This window comes from Ignavibacteriota bacterium (genome assembly GCA_016707525.1).
Classification (GTDB): domain Bacteria; phylum Bacteroidota; class Ignavibacteria; order UBA10030; family UBA6906; genus JAGDMK01.
In genome coordinates this window covers 20,596-41,994 of the sequence record JADJHP010000002.1, presented here as the reverse complement: position 1 = coordinate 41,994, position 21,399 = coordinate 20,596, and the positions used below count along the sequence as shown (strand labels likewise).

The window sequence follows — 21,399 nt, the reverse complement described above, 5'->3', positions numbered from 1 at the left end:
TTCTGCTTCCCGTGGCACCCTCATCCCCTCAACGGCTGGCCATTCACTCGACGTTCGTCGCCAGAAGCTTCGCGGCCAGCTGCTCCGCGATGGTCTTGAACGCCTTCTCATGATCATTCGGATCGAAGGCCGACGGATCGTTGATCGGCGAACCATACCGGAGATAGATGCTTGCCAGCGTCGCCTTGTACGCTATTGCCGCATCAGGACTTGCCCGCTGCGGTCTTATCCAGCCAGCGAACGAAACGGGTGTACTCCGCATCCGGAAACACGCTCTTGCACTGGACAAGATTGTAGATCGTCGATTCCACGATCCCGGGGATATCCATGTGCGAATCGATATCCATGCTCTTCATCAGCCGGTTGAACTGTCCGGCGTAGCGCACTTCCGGTGACTGCGATCCGGCCGCGCCCTCCTGTGCCAGAGCGGCACTGCCGGCGAACACCACCATGATCACAAGAACACATCCACGAAGCATGCGCGTACTCATCATTCCCTCCCGATCTGAGCGATTGTTGAACTGTGCTTCTTCTTCATGTTCAACAATGATGCCAGAACGTGAAATGCTTCACAATGCGCGTGTTCGGCGTTCAGAGGCCGGACCGTGTGCGATCACCGGTCCCGGAGGGGTGCCACAGAACGTCACACCTGCACGTGCCCGGAAGCGTAACCGCCTCTCTTCGCTACGGTTGACGCCGGCGCACGCCCGTGGCATCGCGTAGAAATGTGGCAGGGAGAGTCCGGGTACCTTCAGTCCGGAGGCGCAGCCTTTCTTCGCAACCGATTATTCAATGCACGCCTGCTCATCCCCAGGAGCGTTGCGGCAATGGATTGATTGTTGTCCGCCCGTTTCAATGCCTCCTGTATGACGCGCTCCTCCGCCTCCCGTAGCGTCGGCAACCGCCCGGGGAATGCAACAAGGTGCTCGTCGCCCTCCGCATGCACGAACGCATCAACCGGTCCGGGGTCATGCACCGCCGGGTCGATCTGCTTGCGGATCGATTCGAGCGAAAGGATCCCGGACCCGTGGAGGCTTACCGCTTCCACGATCAAGCCCTGCAACTCTCTCACGTTGCCCGGGAAGTGGTAGGTGCCCAGCAACGTGTAGAGTTCTTTCGGAACGGTGGGCGGCTTTTTCTTGAGCTCACGCGACGCCGTGGCGACAAAGTGGTTCACCAGATACGGGATATCTCCCGCGCGCTCCCGCAGTGGCGGAATGGCGATGTGATGGGATTTCAGCCGGTAGTACAGGTCCCGCCGGAATCGCTCGCTTGCCTGCATCGTATGGATGTCGCGGTGCGTTGCGACCACGATCCGTGCATTGGAGAGCCGGGCCACATCGGAACCGAGCGGATAGTACTGGCCATCCTGGAGCAGCCGCAACAACTTCACCTGCGATTCGAGACTCAGGTCCCCGATCTCATCGAGGAAGAGTGTGCCATTCTCCGCCTGCTCGATCAATCCCTTCCGTTCGGTGTCGGCACCGGTGAATGCCCCTTTGCGGTGTCCGAAGAGCGTGTCCGAGAACATCGTGTCATCCACACCCGCGGCGTTCACCGTGACCAGCGCCCCCTGCCGGCCGCTCAGTGCATGCACGGCCTCCGCAAAGAGTTCCTTGCCTGTACCGGTCTCCCCGGTGATCAGGATGGGGAGGTTCGTCGCGGCGACCGCTTCGATATACTTGAAGAGATGCTGCACGCTGTGCGCATGGGTGATGATGCGGCGGAAGACCTCCGGACGCTGGATGTCGTCGCGGAGGAGCGACTGCTTCAGCATCTCGTTCTCGCTCCGGACCTGACCCACTTCGAGTCCATGACGGATCGCGGCCACCAACCTCGTATCGTCCGCCGGCTTGAGCACATAATCGTACGCACCCATCTTCATGCACCCGACCGCATTCTCCACATCATTGACCGCGGTGATGATGATGACCTGCGTCCCGGGATGTGTCTCCATGATCCGCGCCAGGAGTTCCCTCCCGGACACATGGGGCATATTGATATCGAGGACGACGAGAGAATATACCCGTGCGGCCAGGAGACCCAACACGTTCCGGCTATCGTTACATGTTTCGATGTTGGTGAGCCCGTTCGATGACATCGTCAGTTCAAGACTCAGGAGGAACTGCTCCTCGTCATCGACAAAGAGGATGGGGTCGGGGGGATACAGGGTGGTCTTCATCGGGCCACCTGCTCGCGTGCAGGCGCGGGTGGCGGCACGACCGGCAACGCGACCTTGGCCTTGGTCCCACGGTTGGGTTCGCTCGTGAGCACGAGCGATCCGCCATGACTTTTCACGATGTTGTACGAGACCGAGAGTCCCAACCCCGTCCCCCCTTTGTCACGCTTGGTGGTGAAGAATGGGTCCATGATATGCTTCAGGTCGGACTCCTTGATGCCGCTGCCGGAGTCTTTCACCACGACCCCCACTTCGCCCGTCTCCCGGGAGCTGTAGGTTTTGATCCTGATCTCGCCCGACGTATCGGCGAGCGACTGGCACGCGTTGGTGATCAGATTGATGACGACCTGTTCCAATTGCTGCGCGTTCCCGGTGGTCAAGGGAAGCGACGGCGCATAATCGATGCGAACGTTCGTTGTGGACCGTTGGATGAGCGGATCGGTCATGGTAACAGCCATCGCCACGATCTTGTTCATATCCACGGACTCGGTCCGCGAGCCTCCGTCGCGCCGGGCATACTCCGTCAGATTCCTCGTGATATTCTGGATACGCTCCGATCCCTGAACGATGTTGTGCAGCGATTGCACCAGCTTGTCGCGTGCGCCGCTGTAGGGCATACCAGCCACACTGAAGTCGCCGTTGTTCGCCTGGTATTCGTCGAGGATCGGCAACACGTCCGCCCAGACACGTGCGAAGAGCCGGGCGTTGAGCAGAATGAAGTTATTGGGATTGTTGATCTCGTGCGCGATGCCGGAGACCAGGATACCGAGCGAGACCATCTTGTCCGCCTGCACGAGTTGCTGCTGGCGGATGGCTTCTTCGGCTTCAGCCTTCTTCTTGCTTGTGATGTCATTGATGAGTCCGTCATAGGCCACCGGCATACCGGAGCCGTCCGTGGTCACGACGATCGTGTTGCGGATCCAGCGCGTGGATCCGTCCCGGTGAACAATGCGGTGCTCGAGCGGGTTGACACGCTCTCCTGCCAGAGCACACCGCGCCTGCTCGAGGACCTTCTCGCGGTCGGCGCGCGGCACCATCCGATACCAGAGGTTCGGATCGGCCTTGTAGTCTTCCGAGGTGTACCCTGTGATCGATACGCATCCCGGCCCGTGATAGGTGTCCACCACCACGCCGTCGCGTATCTTGACGGTATAGATATAATCTGTAAGAAAATCGATGAGCTTCGCGTAGCGTTCTTCCACGAACAGCGTTCTTTCTGCTGAATGAGCGATAAAAATGGCGTATCCCACCTATAGAACACGGAGGGAAGGGACAGGGTTCGGCACGGGGCTGCATGCCATGTCCATCCTTCAAGCGCGGACGCGGCGTAGTGGGAGGAACCATGCATGAGGAAAGATACTGCTTGCGTGCGTGCAACCTTTATCGTATCATTACGATATAAGAACTATGGGACTCTCCAAGACATCATCCTTCGGCGCCCGTGAGAACCGGATCGCCGATCTCGCCAAGGCACTGGCGCATCCCGCGAGGATCGCGATCCTGGAATTCCTTGCCCGGCAGGACGCATGTATCTGCGGCGACATCGTGGATCAGCTTCCCCTCTCCCAGTCGACCGTCTCCCAGCACCTCGCGGAGTTGAAACGTGTTGGCCTCGTGAAGGGCGAGACCGAGGGACCACGCGTCTGCTACTGCATCGACAAGGCTGCGTGGGATGAAGCCCGTCATCTGCTTGCAGAGTTCCTGACCAACATCCGGAAATGCTGCTGACTTTTTTTTGCCCTGACTCATCGCAATATACCGATAACATGCAGAAGGAGAAGCGTGATGGAATCGAACCAGGAGATCAAAGACATGGTGCGCCAGAAGTACGGCGCCATCGCCGGACAATCGAAGGAACAGAACCAGTCGTCGTGTTGCGGCAGCACGTGTGGCTGTTCCGCGCCGGTGGAATTCACCGTGATGGCCGAGGACTATTCGAAACTGGCCGGATATGCACCGGAGGCCGATCTGGCGCTGGGCTGTGGGCTGCCGACGGAATTCGCGCAGATCAAGAAAGGCGATACGGTCGTCGACCTGGGCTCCGGAGCAGGCAATGACTGCTTCATCGCCCGTTCCGTGACGGGGGCAGAGGGCCGTGTCATCGGGATCGACATGACCGATGAAATGATCGCCCGCGCCCGCGCGAACGCAACGAAACTGGGATACACCAACGTCGAGTTCCGACTCGGCGACATCGAGCAGATGCCGGTCGAGAACGATACCGCCGATGTCGTTGTCAGCAATTGCGTCATGAACCTCGTTCCCGACAAGGTCAAGGCATTCTCCGAGACCTACCGGATCCTCAAACCCGGCGGACATTTCAGCATCTCCGATATCGTCCTCAAGGGCGAACTCCCCGAGTCGGCACGCCATGATGCGGCGCTGTATGCAGGCTGCATCGCAGGAGCCGTGCAAAAGGAGGAGTATCTGCGGGTGATCGCAGATGCAGGGTTCGCACAGGTGACCATTCAGAAGGAACGCAAAATTGATGTTCCGGAAGAGATACTGAATAAGTATCTTACACCAGGACAACTGCAGGAACTCAGGGACAACACGATAGGCATCTTCAGCGTCACGGTGTTCGCAGAGAAGCCGGCACGATAAGCGAAGGAACCGACCCATGTACCGAGCGAGCGTACTCTTCGTGTGCATTCACAACAGCGCCCGGAGTCAGATGGCGGAGGCATATCTGAACCACTTCGGCGAGGAGAAGTTCCGCGGCGAGAGCGCAGGCCTCGAACCGGGTGTCCTCAACCCCCTCGTCGTTGAGGTGATGCGGGAGGATGGCATCGACATCTCCCGGAACATCCCCAAGGGTGTCTCGCAATTCCTGAGCAGCGGCAGACAGTTCACGTACGTCATCACGGTCTGCGACGAGACCGCGGCGGAGAAGTGCCCGGTATTTCCCGGCAAGGGAGAGCGCATCCACTGGGACTTTCCCGACCCCTCGTCCTTCACCGGCAGTCGCGAAGAACGCCTGGACCGCTCCCGCCAGGTCCGCGATCTGATCAAGGCTGCCGTGAAGCGATTCGTGGAAACAACCGTTGTCGAAAAGGAATAGGGTCTGCCCGGCCATGAAACGCAGAGATGTTCTCAGAACGCTTGCCGCCGGCGTCCCGGCTGCGCTCCTCAGCAGCCGCACATCAGCCGGGAGTCTGCCGGGGTTCACCCGCTTGCTCGATCCCACCGCGGGTCTGCACTTCGACCCGACATGGGCGGGAGTCGCTCAGGCAATTCGCGACCCCGGCATGGTATCAGGACGCAAAGTTCGGGATCTGGGCGCACTGGGGAGCCCAGTGCCAGCCCGGAGCTGGCGATTGGTACGCGCGCGGCATGTATGAAGAAGGGAGCCGTGTGTACAAGTATCACTGCGCACACTATGGACATCCGTCGAAGGTGGGGTTCAAGGACGTCATCCACCAATGGAAAGCGGAGCGCTGGGACCCGGACCACCTCGTCGGGATGTACAAGAACGCCGGTGCACGCTTCTTTGTGGCCATGGCGAACCATCACGACAATTTCGACAACTACAACAGTGCGCACCAACCCTGGAATTCCGTCAACCTCGGCCCGCGCAAGGACCTCATCGGCGGTTGGGCGAAGGCTGCACGGGCTCATGGCCTCCGGTTCGGCGTCAGCGTTCATGCCGCGCACGCCCATCTCTTCTACGAGCCTGCGCAGGGTTCCGACAACGAGGGGCCTCTCAAGGGGGTCCGGTACGATGGGACCCTGCGCAAGGAAGATGGCAAGGGAACGTGGTGGGAAGGATATGATCCGCAGGAACTCTACGCGCAAGACCATCCCCGGAGCACAGGGAATGATACCGGGAAAATGTGGGAGTGGGGCAATGGCGCGGCGGTCCCCGGGAAGGCCTACTGCGACAAGTTCTACAACCGGACCATCGATCTTATCGATCAGTACGAACCGGACCTCGTCTACTTCGACGACACGGCGCTGCCCCTGTGGCCGATAAGCGATGTGGGTCTGAGGATCGCGGCGCACCACTACAACCGCAGCATCGAGCGGCACGGACGCCTTGAAGCAGTGCTCAACGGAAAGGTCCTGAACGAGGAACAGCGGAAGTGCATGGTGTGGGATATCGAGCGCGGCCGCAGCAATCAGATCGAGCCGTTCGTGTGGCAGACTGATACCTGCATTGGCAGCTGGCACTACGACCAACGGCGCGTGGACGAGAACACGTACAAGTCGCCCGCAGAGGTCATCCATGGGCTGGCAGACATCGTCAGCAAGAACGGCGTTCTGCTTCTCAACATCCCGGTGCGCGGCGACGGAACGATCGACAGCAAGGAATCGGCGATCGTGGAAGCGGTCGGCGCGTGGATGAAGGTGAACGGTGAGGCGATCTACGGTACACGCCCATGGAACGTGTTCGGCGAGGGGCCAGCGATGGAGAAGGCGAAGCCCATCAAGGATCAGGGATTCAATGAAGGGGGAGAAGCGTTCGGCGCTCAGGACTTCCGCTTCACGACGAAGGGCGACGCGCTCTACGCTATTTGCCTGGCGAGACCGGACCGTGGCACCGTGTCCGTGAAGAGCCTGGGATCAGAATGTGCTCTCCGTCCTCAACAGATCCGTCGGGTAGAGGTGCTCGGGGGTGGCACACTGCATTTCGAACGGAGCACCGACGGACTGACGATCTCCCTCCCGGAGCGCGATGCGACCCGGCCGGAAGCGCTGGCATTCAAGATCGTGTAGTCCCAGCCCTGTGCCCGGCATCAGGCGCCGGGGTCCTCGTACACCGCCGAACTGCCGAACCGCCCGGCAGCCCAGAGGGTCAGAAGAGAAGTGATACCCGCTATGGCGCGCTTCTCGTCCTCCTCGTGGATCACAAGTCCGTATGTGTCGGCCACGAAGTGGAGGTCCTGCAGGACCTTCGCCGCCATGGGGCGATCGATCTCTCCGTGCCAGTAGTCAACCTGGTCCAGGATCATCTTGTCATGCCGACGGAAGAACTCGCCCAGAGAAATGACGTGCACACTCAGTGATGTGCGGGGCTTGGCGATCGCCATGAGATCAACGAGATATTGGTCCCACAGATGCGCGAGCGACCGGTGTTCCGGCCTGCGCAGGTAGCGTGCACGCGCGATCGAGAACCGTGCTTTGGTCTGTACCCGTTTGCGGGGGATCACCGGATGCAGGTCAAAGACCGGCTCACGGTGATCGCGGTCGTATTCATCCTTCAGGTGATACACCCACCTGTTTCTCAATTCGCCCCAGGACAGGATCATCAACACCGCTTTGACCTCACTGTCGAGCACGATGAACTGCCCGCGCTCCGCCTTCACGATCGCCACCCAGTGACTCCACTTGTACAGACAGAGGAGCGCCGGAATGCCGCGCCGGAGGTAGCCAAGGAGTTCGGTGCGCGCTTTCTCGGGCCGATGCCGCCGGATCATGGGCAACTCGCAGTGGTAGTGTCGCGCCGCCAGGGCGAGCTGCTTTTCGTCCGTGCCGTTGTCCACGCTGGTACCGGCGATCCGGGTGATCGTTGCCTCATCAGCGAAGATGCCGAGAGTGATGAGTGCGTGCTTCAGGGCGAATGGCCCGCACTGCCAGACGTTCGGCTGGGGAGTGATACCCATGAACAGAGTCACCGTATGTGATCGATGTTTATTCGGTGCAAGGTAGGTAATCTTCACACAGGACGCAACGGAAGGTGTTGTCTTTGCCCCCCGAACTCCCTTTATTATCTGGAGAAGGAGAACCCCGGCATGCCCTCCCGAAGACCACGACCCGATGTCCTGCTCCTGTTCAACCAGGTAGGAAGCGATGAATATGAAGCCCTGAAGAACGTTGATCCGGCCAGCCTGGGATTCACCCCCTCCTACCCCATCGCGGTGGCCACGGTTCAGGATGAGATCAGCGACATCGCCAAAGCCCTGGAGAACGAGGGGTTTCAGGTGCGCGTCGTCAATGTGAAGGACGATCTCCGTATCCTGCAGAACGCCCTTCGTCGGAACCCGGACGTGGTCTTCAACCTTGTCGAGTCCTTCCACGACAGGCAGGGCCTGGAAGGCTCTGTTGCGGGCCTGTACGACCTGTTTCAGATACCGTATACCGGTGCCGGCCCGTTCGCCCTGGCGCTCTGCAACCGCAAGGCCCTCGCCAAACAGGTCCTCCTGGCGCACGGTATCCCCACACCCAGATTCAGGCTCCTGCACAAGCCCGCCATCCCCCGCAGGCATGGCCTGCACTACCCCCTCATGATCAAGCCTGCGCGCGAGGACGCCAGCGCCGGGGTCAGCAAGGACTCGGTGGTCCATGATTACGGGTCATTGGTGGGACAGCTGGAGAGGATCTTCGCGGAGTTCTCCCCGCCGATCCTGGTCGAGGAGTACATCGAAGGCAAGGAACTGCATGTCGCCGTCATCGGCAACTCTCCCCCGCGCGTCCTTCCGATCATCGAATTCGATTTCTCGGAGTTGCCACCGGACAGTCCGCGCATCATCAGTTATGACGCAAAATGGAATCCCCTGCACGAGGAGTACCACCGCATCCACACCGTGTGTCCTGCGCGCCTCAGCCAGCGTGTCCTCCGGAGGGTCGAGGACATCGCCGTTCGTGCATTCCAGGTGACCGGCTGCCGCGATTATGCGCGGTTGGATATCCGTCTCGACAGGAAGAACCGGGTATCGGTCCTCGAGATCAACCCCAATCCGGACCTCACCGAAGGGGTCTCGTTCATGGAATCCGCGGAGAAGGCAGGCATGACCTTCGGTACGACGCTCCGGACCATCGTGGAGTATGCCCTGGCGCGCAAGATCCCACCGTCGCCCCCCACCGGACCCGCACCATGGAAAGCGGTGGGCACCTGAGTTCAGGCGATGGCCACCCGGAGAATGATCAACACGGCAATTCAGGGCGGAACAACCGGAAGAGGCCGGTGATCCGTTCGCGATTCATCCGGCGTCGCACTCCAGGATGAACGCCGTCCCGCCCTCCCGTTCGATGCGGAGCGTTCCCTCGATCTGCTGGGTGAGCATATCGACAAGTTTCAGGCCGAACCCGGGAGACGATTGCAGTTCGAACCCCGGGGGGATCCCGACACCATCGTCACGGACCTCGACCCGGGCCCGTTTCCCCTGCACGGTCGCCGCTATGCGGATCATCCCCCCCTCCCGCCCGGCGAACGCGTACTTCATCGCATTCGTCAGCAGTTCATTGACAATGAGCCCGACCGCCGAGAGCTGCCTCGTCTCCATCGGGAAGTCCTGAATGTCCACCTCCAGTTGCACCACATCCTTGTTCGGGAAACCCGCCAGGATATCCCTGATGAGGGCCTGAAGATACGCAGCGACAGGGAGATCCCGGAATCCTTCGGAACGGTACAGCTTCTCATACAGCAGCATCATACTCTGGATGCGACGCCGGGCATCACCGAGTGCCCCGGCGAGCGCAGGGTCATTCATGCTCCGCGCCTGCAGCGACAGCAGGCTCATGACCGTGTTCATATTGTTCTTGATGCGGTGATGTACTTCTTTGAGCAGCAACTCCTTTTCCTGAAGGAGATGGGTGATCCTGTCCTGCGCCCGTTCCTGCTCCGTGATCAACCTGGCCTGCTGGATATTCTGGTAGGCAGCACGGGACAACTGCCCTGCCATCGAAAAGAGCATCGTCGCGATCCGTTCGAACTGCGCGCGCGTCATGGCAGGGACCTGGCGAAACGCCTCGATGAACAGATCCTCGTCCGCGCCGATCTCGCGCGCATACGCGCACATCACTTCGTCCGATTGGGTCTCATCGCGCACCTGACCGATCAACCAATTCGCGATATGCCGGTTGCCGACCGTGATGCTCGCGCCCGCATCCCATAACCCACCGCTCAGGCATTGCTGCACCACGGGCCCCGCCGGATGATACCGGCCGATGGCCGCATCCGACCGGAAGCAGTTCACGCAGCCCCGCTCCGTCTTCCGGATGATATCACTGCACAGAGAGGTGAAATTGCTGGGCGCAGTCAGTGGCGTCCCATCGACATGCGTAATGATGGATGCGACCCCCGTGGCATCGGAGAACTCGTCCTGAATGCGCTGGATCTCCTCGCGGTCGAACAGGTCTTCGAACGTGACGTCGCCTTGCTCGCCGGGCTGGGTCAAAGCATGGATACGTCGTTCGATCACTTCCCTGCTCCGTTTGTTCTCCGTGATATCCCGTCCGTACACGCTGACCCACGAACAGTCCTTCACCGGGATCACCAGCAGAGAATACTGCCGCACATCGCTCAGCATCTCTCTCCGTGTGGAGGCGCGGCGCTGGACCGCAGCGGTGACAACCTCCTGCCATTCCAGCGGGATCCGCTGCACCCGCGTGCACTTCCAGGCAGCCAGGACCGGATCGCTGGCCCTGTTCGCATAGAAGATGGTTCCATCCTCCCAGATCCGCATGACCGGATCGGGGTGGTCGTCGGTCAGGTGCGAGAGCATCTGGACCTCTTCCTCGGCTCTCTTACGGGCGGTGATATCAAGATAGATCCCGAGGATCCCGATCACCTCTCCATCGCCCCGCCGCAAAGGGATCTTGCTGGTGAGCAGGGTCATGGTCGCCCCCTCAGGGGTGGTCTGGGGCTCTTCGATCAGAAGTTTCGGTTGACCGCTTTCGATCACATGGCGGTCGTCGGCCCGATAGAGCTCCGCCTGGTCGCGCCACCCCATGGCAAAATCATCCTTCCCGATGATCTCCCCGGGGGAAGTGAACCCGGCATCACGGGCAAAGACCGTATTGCAGCCCAGGTAGACAAGGTCCCTGCTCTTCCAGAACACCCGCGCCGGGATCGCGTTGATGATGTCCTCGGTGATCTGCTGCGAGGTGGAGAGCTCCGTCTGAACGCGCGTCCGTTCGGCGAGCTCGGTCGTGAGGCACTGATGGGCATGGAACAACTCGATCGCCATCTCGATCGATGACCGCAACACGAAATCCCCCGAATCCTTGATCACGTAGCCATACCGGGTGATCCCCCGGACCTTCGCCACCATATCCTCCTCCTGGTGGGAGGTCAGGAACACAATAGGCACATTCCTCTCCGCGAGGATCCGGGCCGCCGCATCCGGGCCGCTGATCCCCCTCCCCAGATCGATATCCATAAGGATCAGGTCGACCCGCGCATTCCCGAGCGCGACGCGGACCGCCTCTTCACCCGAGTGCACGACACGAACGGAGTACCCGAAACCCCGGAGTGCCGTTGCTTCCGTCAGTGCGATGATCGCCTCGTCCTCGACCAGCAGGATGGAACGTTCCTGGTTCACGCTCATGATACCTCGCGTCTGCAGATCAACATTCTGTACCCCCGTTACAGCCTGATCCTGATCCCGAGATCCCCCATCATGCCGTAGTACTGCACATTGCTGGGGAGTGCGGTCTTCTGATTGATGTCGGTGTCCATGATGCCGGTGAGATTGCTCAGCGACAGGAACATCTGGATCCCGTACCACGGAAGTTCCTGCTTCACGGCCAGGTCCCAGCGCGTGGCGCTCGCGGAATTCACCCTGTTCTGCATCCAGAAATCCGGCCGTTTGAAGATGTTATCCTGATACAGCATGGAGAGCCGCGCCGAGAACCCCATGTAATCGTACCCGAGAGAGAGATTCAGGATGTCGTTGGGCTGATTCAGGAGCCGTGTTGTGTAGGACGTGTCGCGCACCGTGACGGTCGAGTTGCCGTCATCATCATAGCTCACATTCACCTCACTCCGCGGATAACTCGCGTCCGAGAAGATATGCGTATAATTGATGAGGAACACCAGGCCGGAGAACGGCGGTGGCAGGTACCAGAAATTCGTCTGCCACTCCGCCTCGATCCCCTTCACATCGATCGGCAGCGGATTGTTGATGTAGGTGTTGAACTCGTAGAGATGATTGTTCGCCTGCGGCAGATCGGGATAGGCGCTGAGATCGCTGATGTACGTCCGGGAGAAGAAGATGAGCCCCGTGATGCGCTTCAGAAACCCGTTCACCGTAAGCAATCCCAGCTCATTCGAATGGAACGACAACACGAGGTCCAGATTCTCCGACCGTGCCGGCTCGATCCGGAAGTTGTTGTATTGAATGGCCGCATCACCGATATAATACCGTGGCGTGATGCTGCTGTAGTCCGGATAGTTCAAAGTATTGGTGTACGCGGCATGGATCGTGAACCATTCGAGGGGAGTATACCGGAGATGCACCATCGGCAGGAAATATCCGTGCGATTGTGTCACGGTCGTATCGCCACCCTGGATCCCCCCCGGCACCGCCGTGCCCCTCATGGCATGATAGGTCGTCGAGAGGTTCTGATACCGGACACCCGGGAGGATCTTGATATCCTCACCTATCCTGAGGGTGAACATGGCGAACGCCGCACTCTTGGTCTCATTCCCCCCATAGTCATTGAAGACCGATTCGAGCTTGTTCCCCTGATAGACATCAGGGTTCATATCCTCTTTGAAGAACGGCATGATGGTCCACATGGGACCGGTCTTGAGCGAATAGGGAAGCGGATACTCTCCCTTGAGGAATCTCCCCGCTGTGTAGCTCTCATCGAGGAACGGCAGCATGCTGATGCGGCCGTTGCTCCCGTAGGACGGATACTTCATGAGGGCATGGTCGATCGCTGCTCCGCCAAGCCAGTAGTTCCCTCCGTCGATGGCATTCAGATCGAACTCCCGCTTCCTATAGAGCACGGATCCTCCGAACTTCAGCGTCCCGGAAAGCATGTCCGTGATCCCCATACTCGTCTCCAGATCGATGGAGCCGTTCAGCGTCCGCTCGCTGGAAAGCACATCGGAGAGGCGGAACCGGGCAAGGATCGTCGCAGCGGGATCGGGGGTCGCCATCATGGCAAGGGCCCGGGGGTCGAGCTTCGAGAGATCACCCTTATTGGAGAATCCTGCATTGGCCATCTGCCAGAAGCTGAACAGAAGATCCTCGGGATTCAGGCTCTCTGAATATGTGTGCGATGCCTTGATCTTGACCCGGAACAGGGGGATCTCCTGCTTGATGCTCAGGATGTTGGTCACACTCGTGAGCTCGTTCCTGGTCTCCTCCGCGGAATAGTAGATCATGTTCCGTTGCCACGGGAGTTCCTCCCCCGTGCGCAGGCCATACGTCCTGCTCCGGTTCACGGAGTTCAGGAACCCGATCTCGCCCGTCTCATGCTGATAGTCCACGACGAAGACGCCGCCGATACGCTCACGCCTGCGCTGGATATCGTCAAGATTCATCTGCGAAAGATCCGGAACCCCCGCATCGCCATGGGTCTTGTCGGTCAGATTGAAACTTGCCGACAACGAGTGTGCGCTCAGGTTGCGGCGCTCCGCGGTGGCCTGCAGGAAGAACCCGAGACTCTCATCAAGGAACCGTTTCTCCATCGACCCGGTCAACCTGTAGTCGTTGTACGTCCGACGCAGGTCGTTGTACCCGCCCTGCACACTGATCTCCGCGCGCGGGAGCCACCACGGCCGGTCATCGGCCGCGGCCCCCTTCATGGCCTTGCGCATGTCGAAGTTCACCACACCACCGAGCACCGTTGCATCCATATCAGGTGTGATCGCCTTGATCACCTCGATCCCGCCCAGCATGCTGGAAGAGATCATGCTGAGATCCATGCCCCGGTCTCCCAGAAGTCCGATCGAGGATTCGCCCTGATTGGCATCAGCGGAAACGATATTATTACGCGACGTGACGTTGCTCGAGAGCTCGACGCCATCGATGGTGATCTGATTGTACTGCGGTGAAAGCCCGCGGATGACGACCTGAGCACCTTCTCCACCAGTCCTGATCAATGAAACCCCGGGAAGCCGGCCGACGGATTCCGCCGCGTTGACATCCGGCAATTCCTGAATACGGGCAGCGGAAACGACATTCATGATCGGCATGGCCGAGAGCTGCTGGTTGATGGCCTCTTTCTGGCCTGCCGCCTGTGCCGTAACGACCACCTCCTGCCCTTCAACGCCGACCGCGGACAACTTGAACTCCTGCCTGAGGGTCACATCTTCTTTCACCAGGATCGTCACCACTTTCTGAAGATATCCCACGTACGCCGCCCGGAGACTGTGGGAGCCCGGAGGGAACATTCCGGATGATGAACTTCCCATCCATGTCGGTCGACGCACCGAGACTGGTCTTCAGTATCATGACGTTCGCGCCAGGCAACGGGTCGCCGGTCTGTGCATCGCGGACGGTACCTTCGACCGTCCCGCTGGAGGCGGCAAGCGCCACCGGCTCGGCCAGCAGGACAATGAGTGTGAGACAGACGAAGGCGATGATCGGGCGGGCGTATACCTTGAACATGACGTCAGTCCTTCCGAAAAAGAATAAAGAGCAATGCACGACTGGTAACGATGATTCAATTCACAAGAATATGGACGATCCTGCATGCATGCCCCGTGCTCCGCGGATCCCGGTCGGCAGAGATCCTCAGACGGAGAACATGGCTGCCCTGAGGTAGGGCACGCTCAAGAACGTAGTACCACGGCAGGTGCAGCCCGGCACTCCACGGCGTGAAGAGGTTCTGTTTCCTGAATGCCCCGCCGTCAACCGCAAACTCGATGACGCCCGCATCTTTTCCCGCTGCCACACAGATCCCCACGGCGTTCCCGGCAAAAGGCACGGTCAGCTCCGCCCCGGGCTTCAGAGCCTCGAGCACCGGAACATCAACAAACCCCTTGCGCGTTTCCGTACCGTCCTGCGGCCTCCAACACTCCACGATGGACCACCCCTCTCCCCGGGAAGCGATGCGGATATCCGCATAGTCCCCATGGAAGTAACTGTCACGGTCCAACGGCTCCGGAAGCGGATACCCGGCAGGGGGAACGTGGAGATCGATACCGTGCCAGCACGCTTCGAGCAACCGCCGTATGGACCGATAGTACAGCTCCTGACCGAAGGGCGAAGGGTGGAGATCCTTGAAGTCCCCTTCCCATGTGAACTCGCCCCGATCGATCCGCGCCGTGACCTCCCTGGCAAGATCCAGCATCGGCACATCATAGTGCGCAGCGACAGAATCATGCATACGTATCTCGGCAGGCACGATCCCCTTCCGGTACGACGCCATTTTCTCTGGATCCACAAAGCACATCACCACGATGTCCATCGCGGGATTCGCAAGGCGGGCGTGACGAACGATGCCTTCCATACCCCGGATCTGTTCCTCGGGAGGGAAGCCATTCGTTGCATCGTTGACCGCCGCTTCTTCGAACAGCAGATCGACCTTCCCCTTACCGAGCACATCACGCTGCAAACGGAATGCGCCCGGTGTACTGCCGGTCGAAGCGATACCGGCAGCGATGAACTCGAAGGATGTTCCCGGAAACCGCTGGCGCAGGTAGGCCGAGACCGAATCCCGCCACCCCGGATTCTCGGTGATGGACCCTCCGAGGAAAGCGACTCTCCCCGCTTTCGTCCGGGTGAAGACACGCGCGCAGTTCGCAAGGCCTCCGCGGATCACATGATACGATATGTCGGTCGAGACTCCACGCCCGGGTTGCGCTGATGCAGGAATGCAAATCGTGGCCCAGGCAACGATGGCGATGCAGAAAAGCGGGATCCCGGATAGTTTCCATGCCCGAACACCCCGAGCTTGATGCATCATGGGAGACATCTGATCTTCCTGGGATTTCGAGAGGTGTCTACGGGTGTCGGTGACGCCCCGACGTGAGGACACAACAAGATAGGATTTTGAAAGAAGGAACACAAAGCCGGCGTGATCCTCGCCGGGCTCCGGCCCGCCATCGGCCGCCCGGGCATGACCTCTGCCCGGCGGCCGACGACCCGGATGGCCGAATCCCTTCTCAGGGACAGGAGGCCACCTTAGATCATCATCTTATATCCGGTTCGGAATCCGATGCTGTTCTTGCGGGAAATGTCGAAAAATCGCACCGATACATCAATGGCCCCACGAGTACCTGCCGGTATCTCCACGCCGATGGAAGGGGCGATCGTGAAATTCGCCTCCGACCCGGAGATCGAGCCAGCATATCCATGCGAGGTACCGCTGACCGAGACCGTACCGAACATCAAACCGAGTTCGAGATGACCATAGGCACGGATCCCATTGCCGGATTGTGATACGAACAGGTGAGGGTAGTATTTCGCGCCGACGAGAAACGGTACCCCGCTGTACGTCGCCGAGACGCCGGAGGGCAGGTCCTTTGCGCTCCAGGTAAGAAAGCCGATCTTCCCCGTGAGAGTTGTGTGCGGTCCCACAACGAGATCGAACTGAGCAGTCCCGCCGAACCCTGTCCCCCAATTGTCGCCGAACGAACCCACGGGCAGCATGAGATCCACACCGGCGCCGACCGCCATTGGAGCCTGTGCGAAGGCTCCGACAGAGATGAACAACAGGAGGGCTGCAGCGCTAAGCACGGATATGATCATCTTCATGACACGACTCCGGAAATGATGATTGAGAAGTGGATTGTAGGGTCCTGAACGCCTGCTAATTCAATATGACCACGAATACGATATCGGGTGGCGGAGAGCCTGCGAGCCCACCGGAGCCCCCCAGGGCTGGCAAAAACCTCACCCCACAGACCCTTGCCGGGATCCTCACATACATCATACAACCGATCTTCATGGACATGCCGGGATCCTGGAGACGACGGGGATGCTGTTTCTCAAGTCAATGAGCGTTTCAGTCCTTCACCTGTATCACGGATTCCCCGATAGAAAAGTGACATTGCAGGAGTTCATCCAATATCCTATCTTCTGAATGTGAGGGTCTCTCCGCGTTCTCACTTCTCTCAAAGCCGGTCTCATGGACCTGACGATACTCCTTGAAGAGGCACGATCGGGCAGCGATGATGCCCTGCAAACGCTTGTGCCTCTGGTGTACGACGAACTCCGCCGTGTCGCTTCGAACCACCTGCACACCGCCGGGCCCGGGCAGACGATGGTTACCACGGAACTCGTCCACGAGACATTCCTGAAGCTTGTCGGAAGCCGTCATCTCACCTGGGAGAACCGGGGCCATTTCTTCTGCATCGCCGCAACATCGATGCGCCAGATCGTGATCGACCATGCCCGGGCACGTCACGCCGACAAACGGGGTGGACAGAGCATCAGAGTCCCGTTTGACGATGCGTTCGCACTCGAAGGATCGACGTCCGGATCTCTTGAAGAACTTGACGACGCACTCAGTGCGCTCGGGAAGACCGATGCGCGATCGGCCCGCATTGTTGAATTCCGGTTCTTCGCAGGATTGACCAACGAGGAGATAGCCGAACTCCTGCACATTTCCGTCAGGACGGTGATCCGCGACTGGGAATTCGCCCGCGCCTGGCTCTTCCGCTTCATCAACGAAGCACACACCGACTGACCGTGGAAACCGAACGGCTCAAGGATCTTTTGGTGCAGGCGATCGCTCTTCCCCGCGAAGAGCACGATGCCATGGTCGACACACTGCACGCGATCGAACCGCACCTTGCCACCGAACTCGCGTCACTCATCACGGCACACCGTGAGGCAGGCACATTCCTCGAGCAACCAGCTCGCATCTCGATCATCGAACCGCTCCCTCCGGCGCCCTCCAGCATTGGACCATATCGCATCCTCCGGCTGCTTTCCACGGGCGGCATGGGGGAGGTCTACGAAGCAGAGGTGAGCGGAACGGTCCCTCCCCGTCGTGTGGCGATCAAAGTGATCCGCCGGGAGTTGACATCGCCGGAGGTGATCCGGCGATTCGGCGTTGAGCGGCACAGTCTGAGTCGACTGGATCACCCCAACATCGCGCACTTGCTCGACGGTGGAACCACCGAAGACGGAGCGCCGTATCTGGCCATGGAATTCGTCGAAGGAGAGCGGATCGACGAGTTCTGTGAACACCAACGCTGCTCGATCGATCAACGACTGAGGGTCTTCCTGCGCGTGTGCGAAGCGGTCCAATATGCGCACGGCCAGCTGATCGTCCACCGGGACCTCAAACCCGACAATATCCTGGTGACCCCGGATGGAACTCCCACGCTGTTGGATTTTGGTATCGCCAAACTCCTGGATCCGCTGCACTCTGCATCGTTGCCAGGCCAGACGCGACCGGGAGTGAACCTGTTCACTCCCGAGTACGCGAGCCCGGAGCAGACGGAAGGGCGCGAGGTAACGACGGCCAGCGACGTCTTTTCTCTGGGCGTACTTTTGTACGTCCTTCTCACAGGGCATCGCCCCTTCACCGGCGAAAGCACCTCCTCACCGGTCGGATCTCCCCGCGTCGCCTGGGAGCCCCCGGAACCCAGCAGGAGGGAGATACACATCGCAACCCCGGAAGGAGTGAGGCGAGCGAGGAGACGCCTGAGAGGAGACATCGATACCATCATTCTCAAGGCTCTCGAGCGGGATCCCCGGAGGAGGTACTTCTCCGTCGAGCAGTTTGCAGAGGACCTCCGCCGCCATCTCAACCACCTCCCCATTCAGGCACGGCCAGCTCCGGCCATGCGCCGCGTGTCCAAGTTCCTCCGCAGACATCGTGTTCTCGTCGGTACCGTGACCGTTGTCACGCTGGGACTCGTCGTGGGACTCATCGTCGCGGTGCACCAAATGCGTGAAGCGCAAAAGGAAAAGGCGCGCAACGAGAACGTCAATACCTTCCTTACCGATATGCTCGGCTATTCGAATCCCTTGCGCCCACTGAGCGGGTCTCCACGCACGGCCACGATCATGGAGGACGCTCTTGATGATGCAGCAAGGAGACTGGAGAGCGAAGAATTCTCCGATCAGCCAGAACTCCGCATACAACTTGAACGGATCCTCGGGGATGCTTTTGGCCACCAGGGACGATACGATCTGATGTACCAACACTATAGAAAGTACATCCAGCTCTCTTCAGAGCACCCAGGGATCACGGGAGTGGAGATGCTCGACACCCAGGCCCTCTGGGCAATGGAGCTCTTCGCGCAAGGAAGACTCCCGGAGTCAGAGGATCTGTTCCGCCGGACACTTCCGGCCATGCGCCTCGCTGCTGCCCGGGGAGATATCAAGCGCGATCTGTTCGCGGGGGCACTCAACAATTTCGGATGTCTTCGCAGGACGCAGGGTGACTCGAAGGAGGCGGAGGCCTCGTTTCGCGAGGTGCTTTCGATGGGGCCGGTGTTCAACCCGGATACGTACGTCATCGCCAGCGTGACCCGCGCAACCCTGGCATCGGTCCTTGCGGATCAGGGGAGATTTCAGGAAGCGCTCGCAACCGCACGGGAAGCAGTGGAAGAGAGCCACCGCGAAGGGATCGATTCCACTGCGGAGGCGGGTTTTGTGATGACGATCTATGGAGGGTTCCTGACCGAAGCCGGGAGGACAGCGGAAGCAGACACACTGCTCGGCGATGCCCGGAAGATCTTGTTCCGGCTCCTTGCCCCGTCAAATCTCTGGACGGCAGACAACACGCGCAATGAGGCAGCACTCTTCTACAGGCAACGCGACTACGCAAAGGCATTGGCCTTTGCCGACGAGGCTCTCCGCGTGTACCGGAAGAACTTTGGCACGCACTACGACACCTACCCGATAGCTCTCTCGATCAAAGGCTTGAGTCTGCACAAGCTCGGACGGGCGGCGGAGGCTGAGAAAGAACTGCGTCAAGCCGTTCGGCTCCGCACCACATCTCTCCCCCACGGGCATTTCTTCACAGCACTCGCTACCGGGGCGCTGGGCGAGTTCCTTTCGGACCACAGACGTTTCAGTGAGGCCGAGTCTCTCCTCGTCCCGAGCTACAGGGACCTTGTCACCTCGCAGGGCCCGGACAATCCGCGAACGATCCTCGCGCGGAGTCGCCTGTATGATCTGTACATGGCCTGGAACAGACCGCGGGAGGCCGCCGCCTATGGTGTCACCAGCGCGGGGTCTTTTCCGCTCTGACCGACGCCACTCACCGTGGCCACCGGTCCTTCACCGGCAGAAGTTTTGGGAAGGCACTGTGCGGTTCCACCTGGTACCAATACGCCACCGAAGCAACGTCATCGGCGAGCGGACGGTAGCCACCCGGGGTTCCGGTGTACCACCCGAGCGCCTGGATCGTCATGCGTAACTCTTTCTGAAACACGATGGGATCCATAACGTGCCAGCGGTACAGGCTCCACTTGCGCGGGCCGTTCTCACCGGCATTCCTGTTGTCCAGAACGTTCCCTGCATATGCCGTACTATAGAGTTCGGGGAACCCGTAGCTCCCACCGAAGTAATCCTCCGTGCCGGTCCCGCAGATCGTCGGGAACTTCCCATCACCGTCGATGAAGAATTTCACCTCGCCCTCACCGAACCACCCCGAGTGCAACTGCGTCCAGGCAAGGAACGTTCCAACGTACTTCCCCTTTCCTTTGACGCCATCCAGGATCGTATAGTCCGGATGCGAGGGATCGACAGTGGACTTCCGCCATTGCGCATGAAAGTAGCCGGTGTTCTTCGGCACGTCGCCTTTTGCATAGGTGATCTGATAGGTCAGCAGCGCAAGGTCCCTGTCACTCTCATTGGTGAATGTCACGCGTGCGCGTTTCCGGAACGGCATGGGCCAATAGCAATTGAGTGAGGACATCGGATTCACGACGACCACCGCTGAATTGACCTTCGCAAAGATGTCGTGTCCCACGGCAAAGAAATCGGTCATCGGCACTTCGACCGATGGCTCCTTTTCATCATCCCAATAGAACCGGAGGATGCATGCCCGTCCATTCCCTGCCCAGTTGGTTTCGGTTGCCATCCAGATATGCTGGATGGTCCCGGGCCCTTCCACGTCCATGATCGTGATCGTTTCCCCTGCCTTCGGCTTCACAAAGGGCCGCACCTTCCATCCCTGGCCCAGATGCGCTGCCGACTTCGAGAAGGGCAGGTCCGGATCCGACGGGTTGGGGACCGCCATCCCACCTTTCCCCCGTTCGCCAGTCGGATTCTCCGGGGAGACCAGGCGGGTTTCCGTCTCATTCATCAGCGGAAGGCTGCCAAGGCCGAAGTTCAGCACAGGATCACTCCCCGTAGCGGTCTGAGCAACGACCGCTGTACAGGGGAGGAGCGCGGCCACAAGAAGGATCGAGAGTGTTCTCATAATCATCTCTGCCAGAGTATGATGCACCACACGGGAAAAGGAGGGCAGGCTGTACGGGAGCGTTCAATAGGTGGCCTGCCACTCGTTCCGGTAAGGTAACAATCTGAAACTTGATTCTCTCGTTTTTTTTGTTTCTTTTCATCCGTTCCAACGCCCGCACACAATGCGGACTCTCCCACGCACCCATCCGTACCCACCGTGACCTGCACACG

General features: G+C 59.7%; 18 protein-coding genes. 7 read left to right on the top strand and 11 right to left on the bottom strand.

Annotated elements, in window-relative coordinates; genetic code table 11:
• Positions 1-43: 43 nt before the first annotated feature.
• The 4 genes from IPI01_03775 to IPI01_03760 all read right to left on the bottom strand — a co-directional run bounded on the left by IPI01_03775 (position 44) and on the right by IPI01_03760 (position 3,381).
• Positions 44-262, bottom strand: a complete 219-nt coding sequence (locus IPI01_03775) for a hypothetical protein (protein MBK7256931.1) — start codon at positions 260-262, stop codon at positions 44-46.
• Positions 204-494, bottom strand: coding sequence for a hypothetical protein (locus IPI01_03770; GenBank protein MBK7256930.1), 291 nt, complete (start codon positions 492-494; stop codon positions 204-206). The genes IPI01_03775 and IPI01_03770 overlap by 59 nt, the downstream gene beginning before the upstream one ends.
• A 257-nt stretch (positions 495-751) precedes the next feature.
• Positions 752-2,182 carry a sigma-54-dependent Fis family transcriptional regulator gene (locus IPI01_03765; GenBank protein ID MBK7256929.1) on the bottom strand — a complete coding sequence of 477 codons (1,431 nt, stop codon included), beginning with the start codon at positions 2,180-2,182 and terminating at the stop codon, positions 752-754.
• On the bottom strand, positions 2,179-3,381 hold the full coding sequence (locus IPI01_03760) for a PAS domain-containing protein (GenBank protein ID MBK7256928.1): 1,203 nt from the start codon (positions 3,379-3,381) through the stop codon (positions 2,179-2,181). Before IPI01_03760 ends, IPI01_03765 begins: the two co-directional genes overlap by 4 nt.
• A gap of 205 nt (positions 3,382-3,586) precedes the next feature.
• On the opposite strand from IPI01_03760, the gene IPI01_03755 reads away from it, so the two are divergent.
• The 4 genes from IPI01_03755 to IPI01_03740 are packed head-to-tail and all read left to right on the top strand — an operon-like array spanning position 3,587 to position 6,895.
• Entirely contained in the window at positions 3,587-3,907 is a 321-nt protein-coding gene (locus IPI01_03755) for a winged helix-turn-helix transcriptional regulator (GenBank protein MBK7256927.1), read from the top strand.
• A 57-nt stretch (positions 3,908-3,964) separates the two neighbouring features.
• Entirely contained in the window at positions 3,965-4,783 is an 819-nt protein-coding gene (locus tag IPI01_03750) for an arsenite methyltransferase (GenBank protein ID MBK7256926.1), read from the top strand.
• 16 nt (positions 4,784-4,799) lie between these two features.
• Positions 4,800-5,240, top strand: coding sequence for an arsenate reductase ArsC (locus tag IPI01_03745; protein MBK7256925.1), 441 nt, complete (start codon positions 4,800-4,802; stop codon positions 5,238-5,240).
• Between the two features lie 26 nt (positions 5,241-5,266).
• Positions 5,267-6,895 carry an alpha-L-fucosidase gene (locus tag IPI01_03740; GenBank protein MBK7256924.1) on the top strand — a complete coding sequence of 543 codons (1,629 nt, stop codon included), beginning with the start codon at positions 5,267-5,269 and terminating at the stop codon, positions 6,893-6,895.
• A 20-nt stretch (positions 6,896-6,915) separates the two neighbouring features.
• Here the strand turns inward: IPI01_03740 and IPI01_03735 are convergent, their stop codons facing one another.
• The gene (locus IPI01_03735) at positions 6,916-7,782 is read right to left on the bottom strand and encodes a hypothetical protein (protein MBK7256923.1); all 867 of its coding nucleotides are present in this window, start codon (positions 7,780-7,782) and stop codon (positions 6,916-6,918) included.
• A gap of 129 nt (positions 7,783-7,911) precedes the next feature.
• Here IPI01_03735 and IPI01_03730 point away from each other — a divergent pair, with 129 nt between their 5' ends.
• Positions 7,912-9,015: a D-alanine--D-alanine ligase gene (locus IPI01_03730; protein MBK7256922.1), complete on the top strand. Its 1,104-nt coding sequence runs from the start codon at positions 7,912-7,914 to the stop codon at positions 9,013-9,015.
• 84 nt (positions 9,016-9,099) lie between these two features.
• On the opposite strand, the gene IPI01_03725 is transcribed toward IPI01_03730, so the two are convergent.
• From IPI01_03725 to IPI01_03705, 5 genes are all read right to left on the bottom strand, one after another.
• Positions 9,100-11,448 (bottom strand): PocR ligand-binding domain-containing protein, encoded by a 2,349-nt coding sequence (locus IPI01_03725; GenBank protein ID MBK7256921.1) that lies wholly within the window; start codon positions 11,446-11,448, stop codon positions 9,100-9,102.
• A 38-nt stretch (positions 11,449-11,486) separates the two neighbouring features.
• Complete coding sequence (locus IPI01_03720) at positions 11,487-14,189, bottom strand: TonB-dependent receptor (protein ID MBK7256920.1); 2,703 nt, start codon at positions 14,187-14,189, stop codon at positions 11,487-11,489.
• A complete protein-coding gene (locus IPI01_03715; protein MBK7256919.1) occupies positions 14,119-14,463 on the bottom strand; it encodes a carboxypeptidase-like regulatory domain-containing protein in 345 nt (114 codons plus the stop codon). Before IPI01_03715 ends, IPI01_03720 begins: the two co-directional genes overlap by 71 nt.
• Positions 14,464-14,518: 55 nt before the next feature.
• Positions 14,519-15,763, bottom strand: a complete 1,245-nt coding sequence (locus IPI01_03710; protein MBK7256918.1) for an SGNH/GDSL hydrolase family protein — start codon at positions 15,761-15,763, stop codon at positions 14,519-14,521.
• Between the two features lie 218 nt (positions 15,764-15,981).
• The gene (locus IPI01_03705) at positions 15,982-16,554 is read right to left on the bottom strand and encodes a hypothetical protein (GenBank protein MBK7256917.1); all 573 of its coding nucleotides are present in this window, start codon (positions 16,552-16,554) and stop codon (positions 15,982-15,984) included.
• A gap of 373 nt (positions 16,555-16,927) precedes the next feature.
• On the opposite strand from IPI01_03705, the gene IPI01_03700 reads away from it, so the two are divergent.
• Positions 16,928-17,488: a sigma-70 family RNA polymerase sigma factor gene (locus IPI01_03700; GenBank protein ID MBK7256916.1), complete on the top strand. Its 561-nt coding sequence runs from the start codon at positions 16,928-16,930 to the stop codon at positions 17,486-17,488.
• Positions 17,489-17,490: 2 nt separating this feature from the next.
• Positions 17,491-20,010, top strand: a complete 2,520-nt coding sequence (locus IPI01_03695; GenBank protein MBK7256915.1) for a serine/threonine protein kinase — start codon at positions 17,491-17,493, stop codon at positions 20,008-20,010.
• A gap of 10 nt (positions 20,011-20,020) precedes the next feature.
• Here IPI01_03695 and IPI01_03690 read toward each other — a convergent pair whose 3' ends face one another.
• Positions 20,021-21,187 (bottom strand): DUF2961 domain-containing protein, encoded by a 1,167-nt coding sequence (locus IPI01_03690; protein ID MBK7256914.1) that lies wholly within the window; start codon positions 21,185-21,187, stop codon positions 20,021-20,023.
• Between the last annotated feature and the right edge of the window lie 212 nt (positions 21,188-21,399).

Excerpts from the sequence above, each read along its gene's own strand:
- IPI01_03770 (MBK7256930.1), bottom strand. The coding sequence starts at position 494 with ATGATGAGTACGCGCATGCTTCGTGGATGTGTTCTTGTGATCATGGTG.
- IPI01_03725 (MBK7256921.1), bottom strand. The coding sequence starts at position 11,448 with ATGAGCGTGAACCAGGAACGTTCCATCCTGCTGGTCGAGGACGAGGCG.
- IPI01_03755 (MBK7256927.1), top strand. The coding sequence starts at position 3,587 with ATGGGACTCTCCAAGACATCATCCTTCGGCGCCCGTGAGAACCGGATC.
- IPI01_03765 (MBK7256929.1), bottom strand. The coding sequence starts at position 2,182 with ATGAAGACCACCCTGTATCCCCCCGACCCCATCCTCTTTGTCGATGAC.
- IPI01_03705 (MBK7256917.1), bottom strand. The coding sequence starts at position 16,554 with ATGAAGATGATCATATCCGTGCTTAGCGCTGCAGCCCTCCTGTTGTTC.
- IPI01_03730 (MBK7256922.1), top strand. The coding sequence starts at position 7,912 with ATGCCCTCCCGAAGACCACGACCCGATGTCCTGCTCCTGTTCAACCAG.
- IPI01_03745 (MBK7256925.1), top strand. The coding sequence starts at position 4,800 with ATGTACCGAGCGAGCGTACTCTTCGTGTGCATTCACAACAGCGCCCGG.
- IPI01_03715 (MBK7256919.1), bottom strand. The coding sequence starts at position 14,463 with ATGTTCAAGGTATACGCCCGCCCGATCATCGCCTTCGTCTGTCTCACA.
- IPI01_03740 (MBK7256924.1), top strand. The coding sequence starts at position 5,267 with ATGTTCTCAGAACGCTTGCCGCCGGCGTCCCGGCTGCGCTCCTCAGCA.
- IPI01_03735 (MBK7256923.1), bottom strand. The coding sequence starts at position 7,782 with ATGGGTATCACTCCCCAGCCGAACGTCTGGCAGTGCGGGCCATTCGCC.
- IPI01_03690 (MBK7256914.1), bottom strand. The coding sequence starts at position 21,187 with ATGAGAACACTCTCGATCCTTCTTGTGGCCGCGCTCCTCCCCTGTACA.
- IPI01_03775 (MBK7256931.1), bottom strand. The coding sequence starts at position 262 with ATGCGGAGTACACCCGTTTCGTTCGCTGGCTGGATAAGACCGCAGCGG.
- IPI01_03700 (MBK7256916.1), top strand. The coding sequence starts at position 16,928 with ATGGACCTGACGATACTCCTTGAAGAGGCACGATCGGGCAGCGATGAT.
- IPI01_03750 (MBK7256926.1), top strand. The coding sequence starts at position 3,965 with ATGGAATCGAACCAGGAGATCAAAGACATGGTGCGCCAGAAGTACGGC.
- IPI01_03710 (MBK7256918.1), bottom strand. The coding sequence starts at position 15,763 with ATGATGCATCAAGCTCGGGGTGTTCGGGCATGGAAACTATCCGGGATC.